Below are 21,310 nucleotides of genomic sequence, written 5' to 3' on the forward strand. Positions count from 1 at the left end.
ATGGGGGCTTGTGAGATAGGGCGAGGGTTCTATCGCGCTCGATGTCCTGACAAGGATAGGCGAGGGCAGGTGTACCCAATAGAGGTTAGTTTTTTTTTTCAAGCAGAAGACGGCATACGAGATAGGAGTCCGTCTCGTGGGCTCGGCCACGGTGGTCTCACCGGTGCGCAGGTCGCGCACGGCGCCCTGGCGGAGGGTGACGACGCAGCCCATGCAGATGCCCATGCGGCACCCGGAAGGGAGGATCACCCCGGCGTCCTCCCCGGCGTCGAGGATGGTCGTGCCGCCGTCGGCCTCGACGGTGACATCGCTGTCGACGAAGGTGATCTCGCCGCCCTCGCCGGCATCGACGAGGGGCGGTCGGAAGCGCTCGGTGTGGAGGGCGTCGGCGAGCCCGGCCGCGGCCCAGTGCTCCTCGGCGGCGTCGAGCATCCCGGTGGGACCGCAGACCCATGCCTGGCGCTCGCGCCAGTCGGGGACGACCGTCTCGAGGTCGGTCATGGCGAGCATGCCGTCCTCGTCGTCGTGCCGGGCGACCAGGCGGATGAGTCCCGCGCCGTCGAGCTCGCGCAGCAGGCCCGCGAAGATCATCTCGTCCGCGCGCGGCGCGGCGTGGTGGACGACGACGTCGACCTCCCCGAGCCGTCCCTGCGCACGCAGGGTGCGCAGCATCCCGGCGACGGGGGTGATGCCCGAGCCGGCGGTGAGGAAGAGGATCCGCGGCGGCAGCGGATCCGGCAGGACGAAGTCGCCCGTGGCCTGGTCGAGCGCGACGAGGGTGCCGGGGCGCAGCGCGCGGACGATGTGACCGCTGACGACACCGTCGGGGATCGCCTTGACGGTGATCGCGATGACGTCGGCGGTCGGGGCGGCCGGGCACGTGAGGGAGTACGCGCGCCAGTGCCGGACCCCGTCGACGTCGACGCCGATGCGGATGTACTGCCCGGCGACGTGACCGGCCCAGCCGCGGCCGGGGCGGATGGTCACCGTGACCGCGTCGGCCGTCTCGTGGTCGACGGCGACGACCCTGCCGCGCAGCTCGGCCCCGGACCGCAGCGGGTCGAGGAGGTCGAGGTAGTCGGCGGGGACGAGCGGGCTGGTCAGCGCCTCGGCCAGGCGCCAGGCGCCGTCGACCCACGCTCGACCGGTGGGCGTGCGCCGGGTGGCAGCCGCGTCGCTGCGCACGGCGTGCGCGGTGCGGCGGGCGGAAGTGGTGCTCACCTACGGAACCGTAACTTACGGTCCCGTAGGTTTGTCAAGCGCCGTCAGCGACGACGTAGCAGGGCGCGGGGTCCGCGGCCGCGTACAGAGCGCCGTTGCCCCGCCGCCATGAGCGGCCCGAGGACCCGCCAGTACGAGCCCGGCGCCAGCCGCGCCAGGACGTCGAGCGCCTTCGCGTCCGACCCGATGAGCAGGCGCGGGCGCCGGGCGATCGCCGCCTCGATGATCTCCTCGGCGGCGCGGTCGGCGGGGTAGTGGAGGAGCTTCTCGAAGGACTTCTGCTGCTCGGCCTTCTCGACGGGGTCGACGCGCGCGCCGATGCGGGCGTGAGTGGCGATGTTCGTCCGGATGCCGCCGGGGTGGACGACGGTGAGCCCGACGGGTGCCCTCCGCTCGGCGAGCTCGCTACGGAGGGACTCGGAGAACCCGCGCAGGCCGAACTTCGCCGTGCAGTACGGGGTCTGGCCGGGCGGGCCGATGAGCCCGAAGAGGCTGCTGGTGTTCACGACGTGGGCGTTGCCGTTCTCCATCAGGAGGGGCAGCAGGGCGTGCGTGAGCCGGATCGGGGCGTGGAGGTTGATCTCGAGCAGCCAGTCGATGTCGGCGAGGTCGACGTCGTTCAGGCGCCCGCCGAGGGCGACGCCTGCGTTGTTGAAGACGAGGTTGAGGTCCGGGTGGTTGGTCGCGACCCGGCGTCCCAGTGCCTCGGTGGCGCTCCGGTCGGACAGGTCGACGACGTCGGTCGTCACGGTGACGGCGGGGGACTCGGCGCGGATGGACTCCGCGACCCGTTCGAGGCCCTCGGCGAGGACGTCGACGAGGACGACGTCGCAGCCGCGGCGGGCGAGGCCGCGGGCGATGTGCTCGCCCATGCCGCCGGCCGCGCCGGTGACGAGGGCTGTCGAACCGTGGACCGTGAGTCGAGGCAGTGCCATGTGGTGAGGATGGCAGACGGCCCGCAACCCCAGAAGGGGCTGCGGGCCGTCGGTGCGCACCGATCGGTCAGCGGGCGACCGGGCGGTCCCACTTCCGCAGCGGCGTGAGCGCGGCGAAGAACGCGTCCGCGTCCGCGGCCGACAGGCTCGGGCAGGCCTCATCGAGGTCGTCCTGCGTCAGACCGGCCGCCTCGACCACCGGCATCGCCTCCGCGCCGAGACCGATGAACTTGTAGTGGTTGTACGCGTCGTTGACGAAGTCCTTGGCCGCCGGGTCCTTCGCGAGCTCGGCCGCGCCGTCGGAGCTCGGGAGGATGGCGACGGCGTCGAACAGGACCGACGGGGCGCCCTTGATCATCTCGTCGGCCGCGAGGCGGGAGCCGTCGGAGAGCTTCACGCCGCCGATGACCGGCGCGACGATCTTCACCGTCGCCCCGACCTTCGCCGCCGCGTCCTGGATCGCCGAGACGATGTCGGCGTCCGAGCCGTCGGTGACGAGCAGCCCGAGCTTGCGGCCGGCGAAGGAGTCAGGCCCCTTGCGCAGGATGCTCAGGCTCGGCGACTCGGCCAGGTCGTCCCGGACCGGGGCGAACGGCTCGCTCGCGTCCGGCAGCGGCATGCCCAGGCCGTCCGCGACGAGGCGGGCGAGATCCTCGTGGACGTTGCCGAGGTTCGCGACGACCCGCTCGCGGATGACCGGGTTCTTGACCTTGCTCAGCTCGAACGTGTACGCGTCGACGATGTGCAGCTGCTCGACCGGCGTCTGGCTGATGAAGAACTGCCGGGCCTGGCTGTAGTGGTCCGCGAAGGACTCGGGGCGGATGCGGCGGGTGTCCCCCTGCACCGGTGCGGCGAAGTCGAGGAACGAGGCCTGCTGCGGCCGAGGACCTCGGTCGGCGCCCTGGTGGCCGTTCGGCTCGTAGTTGGCCGGGCCCTTCGGGACGTCCGTCTGCATGTGACCGTCGCGCTGGAAGTGCGCCACCGGGCACTTCGGCGCGTTGATCGGCAGCTTCGTGAAGTTGGTCGAGCCCAGCCGCGAGAGCTGGGTGTCGAGGTAGGAGAAGTTCCGGCCCTGCAGCAGCGGGTCGTTCGTGAAGTCGATGCCCGGGACGACGTTCTGCGTGCAGAACGCGACCTGCTCGGTCTCGGCGAAGTCGTTGTCGACGACCCGGTCGAGCGTGAGGGTGCCGACGACGCGCAGCGGCACGACCTCCTCGGGGATGATCTTCGTCGGGTCGAGGATGTCGAACTCGAAGGAGTCGGCGACCTCGTCGTCGAAGAGCTGGACCGCGAGGTCCCACTGCGGCAGGTCGCCGGAGACGATCGCCTCGTTGAGGTCGCGGCGGTGGAAGTCGGGGTCCGCGCCATTGATCTTCACGGCCTCGTTCCACACGACGGACTGCAGGCCCTGCTTCGGCTTCCAGTGGAACTTGACGAAGGTGCTCTTGCCCTCGGCCGTGAGGAAGCGGAACGTGTGGACGCCGAAGCCCTCCATGAACCGGAAGCTGCGGGGGATCGCGCGGTCCGACATCTGCCACAGGGTCATGTGCGTCGACTCGGGCATGAAGGAGACGAAGTCCCAGAAGTTGTCGTGCGCGGACTGCGCCTGCGGGAATCCGGTGTCCGGCTCCTCCTTCACCGCGTGGACGAGGTCGGGGAACTTGATCGCGTCCTGGATGAAGAAGACCGGGATGTTGTTGCCGACGAGGTCCCAGTTGCCCTGCGAGGTGTAGAGCTTGACCGCGAAGCCGCGCACGTCGCGGGCGAGGTCGAAGCTGCCCTTGCTCCCGGCGACGGTGGAGAAGCGGACGAACGCCGGAACGGTGGTGCCGGCCTGCTGGAAGAGCTCGGCCATGGTCACGTCGGCGAGCGCGTCGGTCACCTCGAACGTGCCGTGCGCGCCGTAGCCGCGGGCGTGCACGACCCGCTCCGGGATCCGCTCGTGGTCGAAGTGGAAGATCTTCTCCCGCATCGCGAAGTCCTGCAGCATCGCCGGGCCGCGGTCGCCCGCACGCAGGGTGTTCTGGTTGTCCCGGATCGGGATGCCCTGCGCGGTCGTCATGGCCGCACCACCGTCGACGGGGTGCTGGTGGAGCTCGCCGGCGTTGCCGGTCGTCGTGCCGTCCTTCGGAACCATGGGGGTCCTCTCGTGCCTCGTGGTGGGCCGGGGCGATCCGGTCTGCGTCCGATGACCAACCTAGGACAGACCTTGGGCATGTGTCGTCCCCCCGTCCGGGTGGAGGCGTCCAGCGCGCCGCCCTGCCGCTACCGTGGGGGCATGCCCGACCCCTCCTCACCCGCGCCGATCCGGGTCGCCGTCGTCAACGACCACGAGGTCGTCGTGGCCGGGGTCGCGGCCATGCTTGCGGGCGACGACCGGGTGCGGGTCGTCGAGCTCGCGTCGAGGGTGCCGGTCCTGTCGGAGGTGGACGTCGTCCTCTACGACCTGTACGCGCGAGCAAGGGTTGCCGAGCAGCAGGCTGGCCGCCTCATCTCCTCCCTCTCGGTCCCTGTCGTCCTGTTCGGCTGGCAGCTCGACGACGTGCTCGTCGAGGAGGCGCTCTCCGCAGGAGCCCGCGGGTGCGTCCCGAAGTCGGCGACCGCGGCCGAGCTCGTCGACGTGCTCACCCGCGTCCACGCCGGCGAGGTCGTCGTCCGGCTCGAGGCGGTTGCCGAGGAGTCGGCCGACGACCACGGCGAGGAACGGGCGCTGCCGGGATCGCGTCAGCTGCAGTGGCCGGGCAAGGCCGAGGGTCTCAGCGCCCGGGAGTCGGAGATCATCGCGCTCATCACCCAGGGCCTGACGAACGAGGACATCGCCGCCCGTGCCCACCTGAGCATCAACTCGGTGAAGACGTACATCCGCACGAGCTACCGGAAGATGGGCGTCGAGCGCCGCAGCCAGGCCGTGCTGTGGGGCGTGCAGCACGGGTTCGCGCCGGAGGCCGCCCGCAGGATCGGCTGACGGGCCCTAGTCGGTCGGGGGGAGCAGCCACGACCGCAGCACCTCGAGCACCCGGTCGTCGTTGACGAGCGTGAGGTGGTGCAGCGGCGCGACGACGGCGACGTCCTCGGCCGCGAACCGGGAGAGCGACTCCTCCGGCGACTCGTGCCGGGCGCTCGCGACGGGAACGACGAGGTCACCGATCGTCCGTCCGACGGGATGGTCGCCGCGGGTGAGGGAGCCGACGACCGCGCGGTGGCGCACCCGCCCGCGCGGACGGCCCGGGGATCGGGTGTCGGCGGGGTGGTCGGGGTCGTGCCCGGACCAGTCGGCCTCGAGGAGGTTCCCGTGCCGCATGTCCTTGATCCCGACGGACCGTGCCCGCAGCACGGCGGCCGCCCACCGGGTGCGGCGCCCCCGGTCCAGCGCCGCGGCCGCGGAGGCGACGGCCCGCTCGAGGGGTGCTCCGTGGTGCGGCGCCCCGAGCGAGACGGTGTCGGTGACCAGCCGGGTCCACGCGAGCTCGTCGGGCAGCTCGTCGACGGGGACGTCGGGTACCTGCGCGAGCGCCGAGTGGATGACGAGACCGCCCATCGAGTGCCCGACGAGCACGATCCGTCCGACCTCGACGGGCCAGCGACGGACGACGGTCCCGAGGAGCTCGAGCAGGGCCGCGCCGTTGTCCGACACCCGCAGGCCGGTGTCGTACCGGACCATGAGCGCCGTCGAGCCGAGCTCGTCGGCAAGGGCGTCCCCGTACGTCGGGGCGGTCCGGACCCCGTGCCGGCCGATCCCGGCGAACGACCACACCGCCTCGGTCTCGAAGAGGCCGTGGACGAGGACGAGGAGGGTCGGCCGCGCGGACGGGAAGGCGCGGGCCAGGCCCGAGCGCGTCGCGCGGACGCGGCGACCGGCGGCGCGCAGCTCCATGCGGGTGGTGACGATCGGAGCGGCGCGGTGCAGGGAGTCCCCGACGAGTCCGTGGACGGCACCGACCCCGGTGAGCGCGGCCGCGCGGATGGCCCCGGCGGCCAGGCGGGCGACCTCCGACGCGCTGGCGTCCTCGCTCACGCCACGACGCTAGCGGTCCGGTCGGCCCGGTGGCTCCGGACGGCCGGGATCCGTTCGTCACATGAGGCGGCGGACCTGCTGCAGGGGGAGGACGCGCATGGCGGCGCCGATCGGCACCCACGGCCAGGCCGGGACGTAGGCCTTCGGCCGGCGCCCCTCGATCGCCGCGACCATCGCCGCGACACCGGTGGTCGTGTCGACCATGAACCGGGTCTTCTGCGCGACCTTCTCGTTCATCTCCGACCGGATGTAGCCGGGGAAGACGACGGAGACGTCGATGTCGAGCTCGGGGGCGCCGAGCATCTCCGAGCGCACGCCCTCCGCGAGGTTGGCGACGAACGCCTTCGACGCGGCGTACGCCGTCATCGTCTTGCGCATGCCGCGCAGCGCGGAGATCGAGCTGACCATGACGAGGTGGCCGCGCTGCTGCTCGCGGAAGACCTCCATCGCCGCCTCCGTCTGGGCGAGCGCGCCGACGACGTTCGTCATCACCGTCTGCCGGTTCGCGTCGAACCGACCGGTGCCCATCGGCGCGCCCTTGCCGAGCCCGGCGTTGACGACGTACCGGTCGATGCGGCCCAGCTGCTCCGCGAACCTGCGGGTGGCGGCGAAGACCTGGTCGGCGTCGGTGACGTCCATCGGCTCGAGGACCACCGTGCGGTCGGGATGCGCGGCGAGGATCTCGGCGCGCAGCTGCTCGAGGCGCTCGGTGCGCCGGGCGGCGAGCCCGAGGTCGTAGCCGAGGTCGGCGAACTGGCGGGCCATCTCGGCCCCGAGGCCGGACGAGGCACCGGTGATGACGATCGTTCCGCGCGAGGAGGTCATGGGTACCACGATGCCACCGCCCGCCCCGGGTGGGGCGGGCGGTGGCACCGGCGCGCTCGTCGCGCGGGGTCAGTGCTGCTCGTTCGGATCCTTCTCGGCGTCCCTCTTCGTCGGGTGGAGCGTGCCGTGGACGTGGTCCGGCGGGCCGTAGAGCGAGTACAGCTTGAGAGGCTCCTCGCCGGTGTTGACGATGTCGTGCCAGGAGCCGGCGGGCACGAGGACGACGTCGTCGTCGGAGACGGTCGCCTCGAAGGACAGGTCGTCCTTCGACGGGCCCATCCGGACGGTGCCGGTGCCCTGCTCGATCCGCAGGAACTGGTCGTGGTCGTCGTGGACCTCGAGGCCGATGTCGTCCCCGGGCTGGATGGTCATCACGGTGAGCTGCAGGTTCTTCCCCGTCCACAGGGTCGCGCGGAAGTTGTCGTTGCCCAGCGTCGCCTCCTCGATGTCGAGGACGTACGGCTGCGGGCCGTGGTCGGTGAGGTCGATCTCCGCCATCTCTTCTCTCCTGTCTCGATCGGTACGAGGCTCAGGGACGCTGCGCACCGGAGGCGATGTCCGGGGTGTCGATCTCGTCCCCGGGGCCGTCCGCCTCCTTCGTCGCGGCGACCGAGTGGGTGCTCGATGGTGAATCGGTGCGGATGAGGTGGTCGAACGCGCTGAGCGCGGCGGTCGACCCCGCCCCGAGGGCGACGACGATCTGCTTGTACGGCACGGTCGTGCAGTCACCCGCGCCGAAGATACCGGGGAGGTCGGTTGCGCCACGGCCGTCGACGACGAGCTCCTTGCGATCGGTGAGCGCCAGGCCGGAGCCCTCGAGCCACTCGGTGTTCGGCAGGAGGCCGATCTGGACGAAGACGCCGTCGAGCTCGGTGAGGGTGCTCTCGCCGCCGTCGCGGGGCTCGTGGCGCAGGCCGGTGACCTTCGAGCCGTCGCCGACGACCTCGGTCGTCCGGGTGCCGAGGACGACGTCGACGTTCGGCAGGGAGCGCAGCTTGTCCTGGAGCACCTGGTCGGCGCGCATCTCGTCGAGGAACTCGACGAGCGTCACGTGCCCGACGACGCCCGCGAGGTCGATCGCGGCCTCGACGCCGGAGTTGCCGCCGCCGATGACGGCGACGCGCTTGCCCTTGAACAGCGGGCCGTCGCAGTGCGGGCAGAAGGTCACGCCCTTGTTCCGGTACTCGTCCTCGCCGGGGACGCCCATCGTCCGCCAGCGCGCGCCCGTGGCGACGACGACCGTGCGGGCCCGCAGCGAGGCACCCGAGGCGAGCTCGACCCGCGCGAGTCCGTCGTCGCCGGCGCCCGCGAGGGCACGCGCCTCCTGACCCTTGATGAGGTCGACCTCGTACTCGCGCACGTGCTGCTCGAGGTCGGCGGCGAGCCTCGGACCCTCGGTGTGCGGGACGGAGACGAGGTTCTCGATCGCCATCGTGTCGAGGACCTGCCCGCCGAAGCGCTCGGCGACCAGACCCGTGCGGATGCCCTTGCGCGCGGAGTAGATCGCGGCCGATGCGCCTGCGGGGCCACCCCCGACGACGAGGACCTCGTAGGGCTCGCGCTGCGACAGCTCCGCGGCGGCCTGCTGCGCGCCGGCGCCGCCGGTGCGCTCGTCGAGCTTTGCGACGATCTGGGACAGCTCCATCCGACCGGAGTCGAAGAGCTCGCCGTCGAGGTAGACGGTCGGCACGGCGAGGATCTCGCGCTCGGAGATCTCGTCCTGGAAGAGTGAGCCCTCGACGGAGGTGTGGCGGATCCTCGGGTTGATGACGCTCATCGCGTTGAGCGCCTGGACGACGGTCGGGCAGTTCTGGCACGTGAGGGACATGTACGTGACGAACTCGTGCTCGCCCTCGACCGCCTGGACTGCGGCGATCGTCGCCTCGTCCTCTTTGACGGGGTGCCCGCCGACCTGGAGGAGGGCGAGGACGAGGGAGGAGAACTCGTGGCCCAGGGGGATGCCAGCGAAGGTGACGCCGACGTCGGTGCCGGTGCGGGCGATGGTGAACGCCGGCGTGCGGGGGCCGCGCTCGTCGTCCTGCGCGGGGCGGGCGGTGACCTTGTCCGAGAGCCCGGCGATCTGGTCGAGCAGCTCGATGAGCTCGCGGGACTTGTCGGAGTCGTCGGTCGTGTGGACGAGCTCGATCGGCTCGCGCACGTTCTCGAGGAGGGTTGTCAGCTGGGCGACGAGGTCGGCGTCGATGGCCACGGTCGGTCTCCTGCGGCAGGGGTGGGCGGTCGGGGATGTGCGGAGGACGCGGCGCGGGGCCGGGCCGGTGGTGGCCCGGCCCCGCGGTCACGGAGGGCGCGGCTCGATCAGATCTTGCCGACGAGGTCGATGCCGGGCTTGAGGGACTCGGCGCCCTCCTCCCACTTGGCCGGGCAGACCTCGCCCGGGTGGGCGTGGACGTACTGGGCGGCCTTGACCTTGCGGACGAGCTCGGCGGCGTTGCGGCCGATGCCCTCGGCGGTCACCTCGAGGAACTGGATGACGCCGTCCGGGTCGACGAGGAAGGTGCCGCGGTCGGCCAGGCCCTCGTTCTCACGGAGGATCTCGAAGTTGCGCGAGATCTGCTGGGTCGGGTCGCCGAGCATCGGGTAGGTGATCTTGCCGATCGTCTCGGAGGTCTCGTGCCACGCCTTGTGCGTGAAGTGCGTGTCGGTCGAGACGCCGAAGACCTCGACACCCAGGCCCTTGAGCTCCTCGTAGTGGTCCGCGAGGTCACCGAGCTCGGTGGGGCAGACGAAGGTGAAGTCGGCCGGGTAGAAGAAGAAGATCGCCCACTTGCCCGCGATGTCCTTCTCCGAGAAGTCCTTGAACTCGCCGTTGACGTACGCGGTGCCGCTGAACGGCTTGACCTGGGTGTTGATGAGGGACATGCGTGCTCCTTGATCGTCGATCGGTCGCGACGGACCGCGTGGCGGCCCTGTCCTTTTTTGGAACGATTCCAATCTAGCGCACCGCGCCGCGTCGTGCACCCCGGGTTCGACAGCAGGTCGTCCGGCGCTGCGCCCGCGGGTCCGTGCTCGCGCGCAGCGAATCGACTCGTGGTCACCGGATCCGGTGACCACGAGCCGATTCACGAGGCGCGAACAAGGCGCGAGTCGGCTCGGACCGCGCGAGTCGACTGGGTGGGCGCGAGTCGGTTCGGGCGGCGCGAGCGGGCCGGTGGAGTCGTCAGAGCTGGCGGATGGCGCCGGGGTCGGGCGCCGGGGCGGACCGGCGGGTGCCCGCGGTCGCTCGGACGACGAGCCCGTGGACCCACACCGCGTCGATCTGGTCCCGCCAGCGGCGCGGCGTCGTGCTCGCGTCGTCCTTGGCCCAGGTCGCCATCTGGTGGCCGAGGACGTCGGGGGCGTCGGCGCGGTGCTTGTCCTGCCACCACCACTCGAAGATCGCCCGGGTGTGGGTGAGGTCGACGATCCCGTACCCGTGGTCGGCCCACTCGAGGAACTGGACGTTCGGCGCGAGCCCGGCGATCGCCCGTTCCGCGACCCGCGTGAGCCCCACGGCGCCCTCTGGCTGAACCCGGCCCCGGTGATCGCGTCGTCGGCACCGCCGCGGCCCATCGACGACGGCGAGAACTCGACCCCGACCGACTGCGCCCGGCGGTTCCACGCCCCGAGGTTGCCCGTCGTCGTGCGCACGCACCCCGCGTCCCGGTTCTCCGGGAACGATCCGTCCCGCGGGTTGCCGCCCCGGAGCCCGCTGCCGTACCCGTCGGCCGCGACCGCTCCGAGCAGGTCCGCGCCGAGGTTGCCGTGGCTGTCGCCGGAGACGCAGATCGTCCCGCGCACCCGGTCGTGGACGGCGTCCCCGCGCAGCGCAGAGGTGAACGCCGATCGCTCGGCCGGGAACTTCGCCCACCGCGAGATTCCGATCTTCGGCATGGGCTGACCCTCGACGACGTCCGGCAGGTCGACCGGGGTGAACCACGCTTGGTTCCCGACGATCCGCCACCGGGTGCCCGCGGCCTGCGACCGGCGTAGCCCATCGACGAGCCAGCGGAACTGACGTGACCCCAGGAGACTCTTCTCCCCGGCCTTCAGGTGCGAGGCGTCCGGCGTCCGGCCGTAGCGGTCCAGCCCCGACTGCGCGTCGAGCTGGAAGACGTCGGCGAGGTCCCCGTACGTGAGGTGCCGGTGGATGAGCGAGGGGTCCTTCGGCCACGGGTACGAGCCGTCGTCGACGAGGTCCCACCGCCCCGAGCCGTCCGGCAGCACGGGGCGGGTCGGCGTCCACTCGTGGAACGCGCGCATCGTGTCGGCCAGGGTCGTCCGGGCGCTGCTGGGGTCGATGCCCGGCACGTCGATCTCGTTGCCGTAGCCGGGGTCGATGTCGTGGTTGTCCCAGACGATCGACCAGGGGTGCTGCTGGTGGGCCCGCACGAGGTTCGGCTCCGAGCGCCACAGGGCATACCGGCGGCGCACCTCGTGCAGGTCGAGCCAGTCGCGGTTGTCGGGGTGGTCCATCCGGTCGAAGCCGACCCGGGAGCGCACCTTCTCGTTGCCGTCGATGAAGTCGTAGATGTAGTCGCCGAGGTGGATGACGAGGTCGATGTCGTTCCGGCGTGCGAGGTGGCCCAGCCCCGCCCAGCGGGAGGACCAGTACGACTGGCACGACATGACGGCCAGCCGCGCCCGGCCGAGGTGCCCGCTCGTGCTCGTGCGGGTGCGGCCCGTCATCGAGCGCTGGGCCCCGAGGCGGAAGCCGTAGTAGTACGTCGTCGCCGGGCGCAGCCCCGTCACGTCGACCTTGACGGTCCAGTCCCGCTCGGCTGTCGCCGTCTGGGTGCCGGACGCGACGACCGTCGTCAGGGCCGGGTCGGTGGCGACGACCCAGCGGACCGCCGGGCGCGAGCCGCGCGGGTTGGCACCGGGTGGGCCGGCCGGGTCCCGGTCCGGAAGGGTGACCCGGGTCCAGATGATCAGCCGCGTGGGCGTCGGGTCCCCGCTGGCAACGCCGTGCGCGAACGGCAGGGTGTCCAGGCGCGGGTAGTCGTCGACGCCGACGGGGGCAGCGGGAGAGGTGCCGGTCGCAGCCTCGGAAGGGCTCGCCGGCGTGGCGGCGAGGGCGAGCCCCGGCGTGGCGGCGAGGACGGTGCGGCGGCTGACGGGCGGCGGGGTCATGCCTCCGGACGGTAGGGACGGACGGTGAACCACGGGCGACGAGCGGTCGGCCCTCCGGTGTCGGTCCCCGTGCGCACCGGGGGCGCGTGCGGCGACCGTACGCTTCTGCGTCGTGAGTACCGCCCAGCTGCCCGGCTCCCCGCGCCGTGGCCCCTTCATGACGTGGTTCCTCGACGCGGAGTCCCAGCCCGACCCGGGCGGGTACTACGAGGGTCAGGAGCACGCGAAGAAGACCGAGCACGTCCAGGCCTGGCCGAAGGTCATGTGTCTGACGGGCGTCGACTACTTCTCCACCCTCGGCTACCAGCCGGGCATCGCGGCCCTGGCCGCCGGTGCGCTCGCCCCCGTCGCGACGCTCGTCCTCGTCCTCGTCACCCTCCTCGGCGCACTGCCGATGTACCGGCGGGTGGCCGAGGAGTCCCCGCACGGCGACGGCTCGCTGTCGATGCTCGAGCGGCTCCTCACGTACTGGCCGAGCAAGCTGCTCGTCCTCACCCTCCTCGGGTTCGTCGCCACCGGCTTCGTCATCACGATCACCCTGTCGGCCGCCGACGCGACCGCCCACCTGGTCGAGAACCCCTTCCTGCACGAGGCCCTCGAGGGCAAGAGCGTCGTCGTCACCCTCGGTCTGCTGCTCGCCCTCGGCGCCATCTTCCTCAAGGGGTTCAAGGAGGCCATCGGGGTCGCCGTCGTCCTCGTGCTCATCTACCTCGGGCTCTCGGCCGTCGTCATCGTCGACGGGCTGCGCGAGATCGTCGCGCACCCCTCGCTGCTGTCCGACTGGAACGCCTCGATGCTCGCCGGCAACGGCAACGTCCTGGGCATCATCGGTGCCGCGCTCCTCGTCTTCCCCGCGCTCGCGCTCGGCCTGTCCGGCTTCGAGACCGGTGTCGTCGTCATGCCGCTCGTCAAGGGCGAGCCCGGTGACGACCCCGCCCACCCGGTCGGCCGGATCAAGAACACCCGCAAGCTGCTCACGACGGCTGCCCTCGTCATGAGCGTCATGCTCCTGGGCTCCTCGCTCGCGACGACGCTGCTCATCCCCGCCGAGGAGTTCCAGCCGGGCGGCTCGGCGAACGGTCGCGCGCTGGCCTACCTCGCGCACGAGCGGCTCGGTGAGGGGTTCGGCACGGCCTACGACGCGGCGACGATCGCGATCCTGTGGTTCGCCGGGGCCTCGGCCATGGCGGGCCTGCTCAACATCGTGCCCCGCTTCCTCCCGCGGTACGGGATGGCGCCGGACTGGGCCCGCTCGACCCGCCCGCTGACGCTCGTGTTCATCGGCATCGCCGCGCTCGTCACCGTGATCTACCAGGCGAACGTCGACAAGCAGGCGGGTGCCTACGCCACCGGCGTCCTCGCGCTCATGACGTCGGCCGCGTGCGCCGTCTTCCTCACCGAGCTGCGGCGCAGGCACCGGCTCGCGGCGGCGTTCTTCGGCGCGATCAGCCTGATCTTCATCTACACGCTCGGCGTGACGATCCTCGAGCGCCCCGAGGGTCTGGTCATCGCGCTCATCTTCGCCGCGCTCATCCTCGTCGTGTCGGTCTACTCGCGGATCACCCGCAGCACCGAGCTGCGGGTGAGCCACGTGACCTTCTCCGACGACGCGCTCGAGATCCTCGACGCCGCGGTGAGCAACCCGCCGGTGCGGTACATCGCCCGCAAGCGCGGGTCGTGCGCCGACGACGTGTACCTCGCCAAGGACCTCGAGGTCCGCCGCGACAACCACCTGTCGGACGACGAGGAAGCGATCTTCCTCGAGATCGTCGTCAGCGACGCGAGCGAGTTCGAGACGACGGTCGAGGTCGAGGCCGACACGGTCGGCGCCTACTGGGTCTTCCGGGCCACGGGCGCGAGCATCCCCAACGCCATCGCGGCCGTTCTCCTGGCCACCCGGGACCGCTTCCCCGACTCGGAGATGCCGCACTGCTACTTCGAGTGGAGCGAGAAGCCCCCGGCGCAGAACGCGCTGCGGTTCTTCCTCTCGGGGCAGGGCGACGTCCCGCCGCTGACCCACGAGATCCTGCGCAAGGCCGAGCCGGAGCAGAGCAGGCGCCCGCAGCTGCACGTCGGCGGCTGAGCACGGCCCGGCGTCAAGGGCCCCGGCGGGGGCACGCCCTGCGGGTCGGCCGGACGCCCCGTCCTACTGTGTTGGGCATGGCGGATCGGACGGTGGGCGAGATCGACAGGCGTCCGGGACGGATTCTGGGCGGCGTCGCCCTCGTCACGACGGTGCTCGCGCTCGTCATCGGGCGGGCCGTCGCCCCGTACCTCGTCGCCGACCCCGGACCCCTCGTCCGCTGGGGGCTGCCGCTGGTCCGCACGGTCCACGACCTGGCCGCCGCCGCGACGATCGGGTTCGCGTTCGTCGGCGCGTTCCTCGTGCCGGAGACGACCCGGACCCGCCGCCGGCTCACGGCCTCCGGGTGGGCCGCCCGCGCGGCCCTGCTGTGGGCGTTCACCGCGGTCCTCGGCGCGTCGCTGACGTTCGCCGACCTCGCCGGGACGGCGCCCGGGGCCGATGGTTTCCTCGCGCAGCTGCGCGCGACCGGCTGGTCGGTCGACACCGTCCGCAACCCGCTGCTCACGGCGATCGTCGCGGTGGCGATCGCGGCACTGGTCGGGCGGACCGAGTCGAAGGTGCGCCTCGCGTGGGGTTTCGCCCTCGGTGTCCTCGCCCTCATGCCGCTCGCGCTCGTCGGGCACACCTCCGCCAGCGTCGATCACATGAACGGCGTCAACGGCCTGGCGGTCCACCTCGTCGCGGCGTGCCTGTGGGTCGGGGGTCTGGCCGCGATCGCCGTCCTCCGGCCGGGCCTGGGCGCGCACCTGCCCGTGGTCCTGCGCCGGTTCTCCGCCGTGGCGCTGTGGTGCGTCGGCGCCCTGCTGCTCTCCGGGCTCCTCGTCGTCGTCACGAGCATCGCGAGCCCGCGCGACCTGCTCTCGCGCTACGGGCTCGTCCTCGCGATCAAGGTCTTCGCGCTGACCGCGCTCGTCGCGGCGGGCTGGGCCCACCGCCGTCGGGTCATCGCGGGCCTCGAGGCTGCGCCGCAGGACACCGTTGCGTTCGTCCGGCTCCTCCTGGCGGAGATCGCGACGATGGGCGTGGCGTTCGGGGCCGCCACCGCGCTGACCCGCACCCCCGCTCCCGGGGACGCGGCGCTCGCGCCGCCGTCCACGGCGGTCTACCAGCTGTCCGGCTACCCCGATCCCGGCCCGCCCGACGCGTCCAGCTGGTGGCGAGACTGGAGCATCGACTGGCTGTGGCTGGCCGTCGCCGCCGTCGCCGTCGGGGTGTACGTGTCGTGGGTGCTCCGGCTGCGGCGCCGCGGTGACTCCTGGCCGTGGCTGCGGACCGCGTGCTGGGTGGTCGGCTGGCTCGTGTTCGTGTACGCCACGTGCGGCGCGCCCGGCGTCTACGGCCGGATCCTCTTCAGCTGGCACATGGTCATGCACATGTCGGTCGCGATGGTCGTGCCGCTGTTCCTCGTGCCGGCCGCCCCGATCACGCTCGCGCTCCGGGCCCTGCCGGCCCGGCGGGACCGGACGATGGGCCCGCGCGAGGCGCTCCTGGGGTTCGTCCACAGCCGCTACCTCGCGGTCTTCGCCAACCCCGCGGTCGCCGCGTCGATGTTCTTCTTCTCGATGGCGATCTTCTACTTCTCGCCGCTGTTCGAGCTCGCGCTGCGCACCCACACCGGGCACGTGCTGATGATGGTGCACTTCCTGCTCGCCGGGTACGTCTTCGCGTGGGTGCTCGTCGGGATCGACCCCGGGCCCAAGCGGTGGTCGCCGCTGGCGCTGCTCGTCGTCCTCTTCGCGACGATCAGCTTCCACGCGTTCTTCGGCGTCATCCTCACGGGGATGAACAGCGTGCTCGCGCCCGAGTTCTTCACCCGGCTCGCCCTCCCGTGGGGGCCCGACCCGTTGCGCGACCAGCACCTGGGCGGCGAGATCGCGTGGGGCGTCGGCGAGGGACCGACGCTCGCGCTCGCGCTCATGGTCGCGCTGCAGTGGATGCGTTCGGACGCCCGAGAGACGCGACGGACGGACCGCCGGGCCGAGCGCGACGGCGACGCCGACCTCGAGGCGTACAACTCCTACCTCGCCGCGCTGCGGGAGAAGGACTCCGCCGCGGGTCGGCGCTGACCCGCGCCCGCGTCAGGCCGGCAGCCCCCACGACTGCGCGAGCAGCTCCATCGAGCGCACCCGCAGCGCCGGGTCGTGCGTGTACGTCGTGACGATGAGCTCGTCGAGGTCGTACGCCGTGACGAACCGCTCGAGCTCGGCGACGACGTGGGCCGGGTCGCCCACCGCCCGGCCGCGGCCCCGGGAGCGTCCGGCGATCGCGAGAAGCGGCTCGGGGAGCGCCTGGGCCAGGTCCGCGACGGGTGGGTCGAGCGGCGCCGGCTGACCCGTGCGGATCCGGACGGCCATCAGCTGGGACGTCGTGAACAGGTGCTCGGCCTCCTCCTGCGTGGGCGCGACGAGGACGTTGACGCCCGCCATGACCGTCGGCCGGTCGACCTGGGCGGTCGGGGCGTCCGCCCGGAACCCCTCGCGGTAGACGTGCAGCGCCTCGGCGATCTGCTGGGGGGCGAAGTGGCTGGCGAAGGAGAACGGCAGGCCGAGGGCCGCGGCGACCTGCGCCCCGCCCGTCGACGACCCGAGCATCCAGATCGGCACCTGCGTGCCCTCGCCGGGGATCGCCCGCAGGCCCGAGGTGCTGCCACCCTCGGGGCCGAACCAGCCGACGAGGTCGGTGACGTCCCGGGCGAACGTGTCGAGCTGTCCGCCGTCCCCGGCCCGGCGCAGCGCGGCCGCGGTCATCGGGTCGGTGCCGGGGGCACGACCGAGCCCGAGGTCGAAGCGGTCGCCGTAGAGCGTCGCGAGGGTGCCGTAGTACTCGGCGACCATGAGCGGCGCGTGGTTGGGGAGCATGACCCCGCCGGACCCGAGCCGGATCCGCTCGGTGTGCTCGGCGAGGTGACCGAGGATGACACTCGTCGCGGACGCCATGAACGCGTGCGAGCCGTGGTGCTCGGCGACCCAGTACCGGCGGTACCCGAGGGCGTCGGCCCGGCGGGCGAGCTCGGTCGATGACTCGAACGCCTCCTGCCGGGTGCTGCCCTGCGAGACGGGGACGAGGTCGAGGATCGACAGGGGGACGCGCGGGGAGGTCATGGGGGCGTCAACGCACGTGGCCCGGCAGACCTTCCGTCGCCGCGGGTCGCGACGTCAGCTGCAGCCGGACCAGATCGTCCGGCGCGACTTGCCCGCGAAGACCGAGTCGCCGCCGAAGGTGGCGCGGTAGGTCCGGCACGAGCCCGGCGGGGGCCTGTGGTTGATCGCCCACCAGCCCTGCGTGGTCGCGCGGTCGCTGTCGACCTTGTACCACCGGGTCTCGCCCTCGAGGCGGGCCTCGACGACGACCCAGCGCAGGGGGACCGGTCGGCCGCCCTCGACCCGCGTCAGGCGCCCGGCGACCTTCGTCCGGCCCGTCGTCGTGCGCGAGACGTGCGCGGAGACGTTCGTCCAGACGCCGGGCGTGGCCCGGTTGATCTCGGCCTTGGACACGGCCTTGGCGTCCCGTGTCGTCGCCGAGATGACGGCGCGGTACTGGCGGGAGCGGTCGACGGTGCGGACGTAGGTGAACTGGCCGTAGGCGTTCGTGCGGACGGTGGTCGTCGTCCGCCACGGCCGGGTCGTCCACGCCGGGCGCGACTGGATGTAGACGGTCCGGTCGACGATCGGGGAGTACGTGTCGGTGCGGTAGCCGACCCCCTGGATCCGCAGCCGCTCGCCGATCCCGAGGGTCTCGGGGGTGAGCGTGAGGCGGATCTTCGTCGGGCGGAGGGTGGACGTCGCCAGCGGTGCCGCCGGGGGCGCGGAGTGGGCGGGGGCGAGCGGCGCGAGGAGGGCGGCCGCGGCGGCGGTCGAGGTCAGGACGGTCTTCAGCACGACAGGCTCCGGACGGGGTCGGGGGGGCGCGTCCACCGTAGCCCGCATGTGATGGGTGGTGCACATGTGGCGGGTGTGACGACAGCATCGTCTGCTTTCGGGACCGAATCGTGCCCATCCGGTCCCTCGGTAACCGCGCCGCGGGCGTCTACCCTGCTCGGGACGGACCCGACGGGTCCCCCAACCAAGGAGTGACCATGTACATCGGAGTCGGGATCTTCCTGCTCGTCGTCGGCGCGATCCTGTCGTTCGCGCTCGGCGCCGACGCCGTCTCGGGCGTCAACATCAACATGATCGGCTGGATCATGATGCTCGCCGGCCTGCTGGCGATCCTCCTGTCGTTCGTCATGGCTCGCGGCCGCCGCGACCTCGACGCCGGCTACACCTCGACCCGCCGCACGATGACCGACCCGAACACGGGCGAGACGGTCGACCGCGTCGACGTCGAGCGGGACCGCGGCGCCTTCTGACGCGCCTCTCCCGACGCTGGGCCTGCGGGCCCACGGTGCCCCGGTGAGCCTCGGCCGCCGGGGCACCGGCGCGTCCGGGAACGGACCGGGGCCCGGCCCGCAGGATCGCTGCGGTGCCGGGCCCCGGGTCAGGGCTGAGCGGGTTCGGTCAGAACGCCGACTCGGGAACCTCCATGAGGTCGTTGTCGCTCGCCTCGGCGATGGCGCGCTCGGCGGCCAGACGCGGCAGCACCTGACGCGCGAAGAACTGCGCGGCGGCGATCTTGCCGGTGTAGAAGTCGACGTCCTTGCCCGACGCGCCGGCCTCGAGGGCGTCCGCGGCGACGGCGGCCTGCTTGACGAGCAGCCAGCCGACGACGAGATCACCGGCCGCGAGGAGGAAGCGGGTCGTGTTCTGCCCGACCTTGTAGAGGTTGGTGACGTCGCCACCCTCCTGGCGGGGGTCGGACTTCATCAGCTCGCCGACCATGTAGCCCATCGTCCCCTGGACGTCCTCGAGGGCCTTGGCGAGCAGGTCGCGCTCGCGGTCGAGCTTGCCGCCCTGCGCGCCCTTGGCGCCGGCCGTCTCCTGGATCTGCTGGGCGAGCCACATGAGGGCCTGGGCCTTGTCGCGGATGATCTTGCGGAAGAAGAAGTCCATGCCCTGGATGGCCGTCGTGCCCTCGTAGAGGGTGTCGATCTTGGCGTCCCGGACGTACTGCTCGATCGGGTAGTCCTGGAGGAAGCCGGAGCCGCCGAACGTCTGGAGCGACTCGGTGCCCAGGAGGACCCACGCCCGCTCGGAGCCGAGGCCCTTGACGATCGGCAGGAGGAGGTCGTTGACGCGGTTGGCCATCGCCGCCGGGCTGTCCTCGGCGATCTTCTCGCTGCCGGTGCGGCGCTGCTCGATGTCGACGATGTCCTGCTGCGTCGCGGTGAAGTGCACGAGCGCGCGCAGGCCCTCGGCGTAGGCCTTCTGCAGCATGAGGGAGCGGCGGACGTCCGGGTGGTGGGTGATCGTCACTCGCGGGGCGGCCTTGTCCGTCATCTGCGTGAGGTCGGCGCCCTGGACGCGCTCCTTGGCGAACTCGAGGGCGTTGAGGTAGCCGGTCGACAGGGTGGCGATGGCCTTCGTGCCGACGAGCATGCGGGCGTGCTCGATGACGCGGAACATCTGGGCGATGCCGTCGTGGACGTCGCCGAGGAGCGTGCCGACGGCCGGCTCCTTCTCGCCGAAGGTGACCTCGCAGGTCGTGGAGACCTTCAGGCCCATCTTCTTCTCGACGTTGGTGACGTAGGCGCCGTTGCGCTCGCCGAGCTCACCGGTCTCGAGGTCGACGTGGAACTTCGGGACGATGAAGAGCGACAGGCCCTTCGTGCCGGGGCCGGCGCCCTCGGGGCGGGCGAGGACGAAGTGGATGACGTTGTCCGTCATGTCGGACTCGGCCGAGGTGATGAAGCGCTTGACGCCCTCGATGTTCCACGTGCCGTCGCCGTTGTCGTGGGCCTTCGTCCGGCCGGCGCCGACGTCCGAGCCGGCGTCCGGCTCGGTGAGGACCATCGTGCAGTGCCAGCCCTTCTCGATGATCCAGCGGGCGAGCTTCTTCTGCTCCTCGTTGCCGAGGAGGGCGAGGAGGTTGCCGAAGGAGTACGAGGCGGCGAACATCGCGATCGCCGGGTTGGCGCCCAGGACCATCTCGTTCATGGCCCACTTCAGCGACGGCGGGGCGTCGGTGCCGCCGAACTCGGCCGGGGCGTCGACGCTCCAGAAGCCGGACTCGACGTAGGCCTGGTAGCTCTTGGCGAAGGACTCGGGCATCGTCACCGAGAACGTCTTCGGGTCGTAGACCGGCGGGTTGCGGTCGGCGTCGGCGAACGACTCGGCCAGCTCGTTCTCCGCGAGGCGCGCGACCTCCTTGAGCATCTCCTTGGCGGTGTCGGCGTCGACCTCGCCGTACGGGTCCTGACCGAGGACCTCCTGGCGGTTGAAGACCTCGAAGTAGTTGAACTCGACGTCCCGCAAGTTGCTCTTGTAGTGACCCATCGGTCGCGTCCTCACTGTCGCAGGGGAAGGAAGTCGTCGCCGGGTAAGCGCGCGCTCACCTAGCCTGCCTCATCGTCTCCGGCCGGGTGGGCCTCGGGCAAGGCGGGGGACACGATCGTGGCGAACGACACTCGCGCCGGCGTCTCTGGTTCACTGGCGGGCGTGCCGACGAAGCCCCCTGCCGACACAGAGCCCGACGACCTCGACGCGACCTTCGGCGACCCCCGGGGTGATGACCTGATCGACGACGACCGCAGCGGTGACCTGCTCGAGCTGACCGAGGGGGAGCGCCCCGCACGGCCCGGGATGAAGCAGCTGGCGTTGCTCGGAGCGGGCCTGCTCGGGGCCCTCGTCGCGGTCGCCCTGCTCATCGGGCTCTTCGTGTCGCTGGCCGACCCGACGCGGCACCACGAGCCGTGGGCGGGCGGCGTCGCGGCACCCGAGGGGAAGCCGTACGAGTACGTCGTCGTCGACGGGCGCTCGGGGATCGACTCGACCGACACCGTCTACGTCCAGCAGAAGCCCGAGAAGGGCGAGGACTTCTGGCGCGTCGGGTGCTTCTCGGACGCCGCGTCGGAGGCGTCGTCGCTCGACTCCGTGGCGTGGGAGGGCGCGGGGGCGCTGCGGCTGACGACGGTCGACGGTCGCAGCGTGCGCGTCCCGATCGACACCGAGACCGGCGAGCCCGGCAAGGCCGAGGGCGAGCGCATCTTCAGCTGCTGAGTGG

General features: G+C 71.8%; 15 protein-coding genes. 5 read left to right on the plus strand and 10 right to left on the minus strand.

What is annotated here, in order from left to right; genetic code table 11:
• Positions 1 to 1,265 precede the first annotated feature (1,265 nt).
• On the minus strand, positions 1,266 to 2,156 hold the full coding sequence (locus DAA34_RS03905; protein WP_106817704.1) for an SDR family NAD(P)-dependent oxidoreductase: 891 nt from the start codon (positions 2,154 to 2,156) through the stop codon (positions 1,266 to 1,268).
• 67 nt (positions 2,157 to 2,223) lie between these two features.
• Positions 2,224 to 4,293 (minus strand): catalase, encoded by a 2,070-nt coding sequence (locus tag DAA34_RS03910; protein ID WP_106817705.1) that lies wholly within the window; start codon positions 4,291 to 4,293, stop codon positions 2,224 to 2,226.
• A gap of 141 nt (positions 4,294 to 4,434) precedes the next feature.
• Here DAA34_RS03910 and DAA34_RS03915 point away from each other — a divergent pair, with 141 nt between their 5' ends.
• Positions 4,435 to 5,121: a response regulator transcription factor gene (locus DAA34_RS03915; protein ID WP_106817706.1), complete on the plus strand. Its 687-nt coding sequence runs from the start codon at positions 4,435 to 4,437 to the stop codon at positions 5,119 to 5,121.
• Positions 5,122 to 5,127: 6 nt separating this feature from the next.
• On the opposite strand, the gene DAA34_RS03920 is transcribed toward DAA34_RS03915, so the two are convergent.
• From DAA34_RS03920 to ahpC, 5 genes are all read right to left on the minus strand, one after another.
• Positions 5,128 to 6,171, minus strand: a complete 1,044-nt coding sequence (locus tag DAA34_RS03920; protein ID WP_106817707.1) for an esterase/lipase family protein — start codon at positions 6,169 to 6,171, stop codon at positions 5,128 to 5,130.
• A 57-nt stretch (positions 6,172 to 6,228) separates the two neighbouring features.
• Complete coding sequence (locus tag DAA34_RS03925) at positions 6,229 to 6,996, minus strand: SDR family oxidoreductase (RefSeq protein WP_106817708.1); 768 nt, start codon at positions 6,994 to 6,996, stop codon at positions 6,229 to 6,231.
• A 69-nt stretch (positions 6,997 to 7,065) separates the two neighbouring features.
• Entirely contained in the window at positions 7,066 to 7,494 is a 429-nt protein-coding gene (locus DAA34_RS03930; protein ID WP_106817709.1) for a cupin domain-containing protein, read from the minus strand.
• Positions 7,495 to 7,525: 31 nt separating this feature from the next.
• A complete protein-coding gene (gene ahpF, locus DAA34_RS03935; protein WP_106817710.1) occupies positions 7,526 to 9,205 on the minus strand; it encodes an alkyl hydroperoxide reductase subunit F in 1,680 nt (559 codons plus the stop codon).
• 107 nt (positions 9,206 to 9,312) lie between these two features.
• Positions 9,313 to 12,126: an alkyl hydroperoxide reductase subunit C gene (gene ahpC, locus DAA34_RS12790; RefSeq protein ID WP_158707600.1), complete on the minus strand. Its 2,814-nt coding sequence runs from the start codon at positions 12,124 to 12,126 to the stop codon at positions 9,313 to 9,315.
• Positions 12,127 to 12,283: 157 nt separating this feature from the next.
• On the opposite strand from ahpC, the gene DAA34_RS03945 reads away from it, so the two are divergent.
• Both DAA34_RS03945 and DAA34_RS03950 read left to right on the plus strand, forming a co-directional pair.
• A complete protein-coding gene (locus tag DAA34_RS03945) occupies positions 12,284 to 14,209 on the plus strand; it encodes an APC family permease (protein ID WP_106819776.1) in 1,926 nt (641 codons plus the stop codon).
• A gap of 77 nt (positions 14,210 to 14,286) precedes the next feature.
• On the plus strand, positions 14,287 to 16,278 hold the full coding sequence (locus DAA34_RS03950) for a cytochrome c oxidase assembly protein (RefSeq protein WP_106817712.1): 1,992 nt from the start codon (positions 14,287 to 14,289) through the stop codon (positions 16,276 to 16,278).
• A gap of 12 nt (positions 16,279 to 16,290) precedes the next feature.
• Here DAA34_RS03950 and DAA34_RS03955 read toward each other — a convergent pair whose 3' ends face one another.
• Together DAA34_RS03955 and DAA34_RS03960 are read right to left on the minus strand one after the other, a co-directional pair.
• On the minus strand, positions 16,291 to 17,313 hold the full coding sequence (locus tag DAA34_RS03955; protein ID WP_106817713.1) for an LLM class flavin-dependent oxidoreductase: 1,023 nt from the start codon (positions 17,311 to 17,313) through the stop codon (positions 16,291 to 16,293).
• Between the two features lie 54 nt (positions 17,314 to 17,367).
• Positions 17,368 to 18,090, minus strand: coding sequence for a hypothetical protein (locus DAA34_RS03960; protein ID WP_106817714.1), 723 nt, complete (start codon positions 18,088 to 18,090; stop codon positions 17,368 to 17,370).
• A 197-nt stretch (positions 18,091 to 18,287) separates the two neighbouring features.
• On the opposite strand from DAA34_RS03960, the gene DAA34_RS03965 reads away from it, so the two are divergent.
• Complete coding sequence (locus DAA34_RS03965) at positions 18,288 to 18,560, plus strand: DUF6458 family protein (RefSeq protein WP_106817715.1); 273 nt, start codon at positions 18,288 to 18,290, stop codon at positions 18,558 to 18,560.
• Positions 18,561 to 18,708: 148 nt separating this feature from the next.
• Here DAA34_RS03965 and DAA34_RS03970 read toward each other — a convergent pair whose 3' ends face one another.
• Complete coding sequence (locus DAA34_RS03970; protein ID WP_106817716.1) at positions 18,709 to 20,583, minus strand: acyl-CoA dehydrogenase; 1,875 nt, start codon at positions 20,581 to 20,583, stop codon at positions 18,709 to 18,711.
• A 162-nt stretch (positions 20,584 to 20,745) separates the two neighbouring features.
• Between DAA34_RS03970 and DAA34_RS03975 the strand changes: the two genes are divergently transcribed.
• Positions 20,746 to 21,306 carry a hypothetical protein gene (locus tag DAA34_RS03975; RefSeq protein WP_106817717.1) on the plus strand — a complete coding sequence of 187 codons (561 nt, stop codon included), beginning with the start codon at positions 20,746 to 20,748 and terminating at the stop codon, positions 21,304 to 21,306.
• The last annotated feature ends 4 nt before the right edge of the window (positions 21,307 to 21,310 follow it).

Source organism: Janibacter massiliensis (assembly GCF_900289115.1).
Classification (GTDB): Bacteria; Actinomycetota; Actinomycetes; order Actinomycetales; family Dermatophilaceae; genus Janibacter_A; species Janibacter_A massiliensis.

Coding starts and splice junctions, on each gene's coding strand:
- DAA34_RS03915 (WP_106817706.1), top strand. CDS start 4,435: ATGCCCGACCCCTCCTCACCCGCGCCGATCCGGGTCGCCGTCGTCAAC.
- ahpC (WP_158707600.1), bottom strand. CDS start 12,126: ATGACCCCGCCGCCCGTCAGCCGCCGCACCGTCCTCGCCGCCACGCCG.
- DAA34_RS03925 (WP_106817708.1), bottom strand. CDS start 6,996: ATGACCTCCTCGCGCGGAACGATCGTCATCACCGGTGCCTCGTCCGGC.
- DAA34_RS03930 (WP_106817709.1), bottom strand. CDS start 7,494: ATGGCGGAGATCGACCTCACCGACCACGGCCCGCAGCCGTACGTCCTC.
- DAA34_RS03970 (WP_106817716.1), bottom strand. CDS start 20,583: ATGGGTCACTACAAGAGCAACTTGCGGGACGTCGAGTTCAACTACTTC.
- DAA34_RS03955 (WP_106817713.1), bottom strand. CDS start 17,313: ATGACCTCCCCGCGCGTCCCCCTGTCGATCCTCGACCTCGTCCCCGTC.
- DAA34_RS03945 (WP_106819776.1), top strand. CDS start 12,284: ATGACGTGGTTCCTCGACGCGGAGTCCCAGCCCGACCCGGGCGGGTAC.
- DAA34_RS03910 (WP_106817705.1), bottom strand. CDS start 4,293: ATGGTTCCGAAGGACGGCACGACGACCGGCAACGCCGGCGAGCTCCAC.
- DAA34_RS03950 (WP_106817712.1), top strand. CDS start 14,287: ATGGCGGATCGGACGGTGGGCGAGATCGACAGGCGTCCGGGACGGATT.
- DAA34_RS03905 (WP_106817704.1), bottom strand. CDS start 2,156: ATGGCACTGCCTCGACTCACGGTCCACGGTTCGACAGCCCTCGTCACC.
- DAA34_RS03965 (WP_106817715.1), top strand. CDS start 18,288: ATGTACATCGGAGTCGGGATCTTCCTGCTCGTCGTCGGCGCGATCCTG.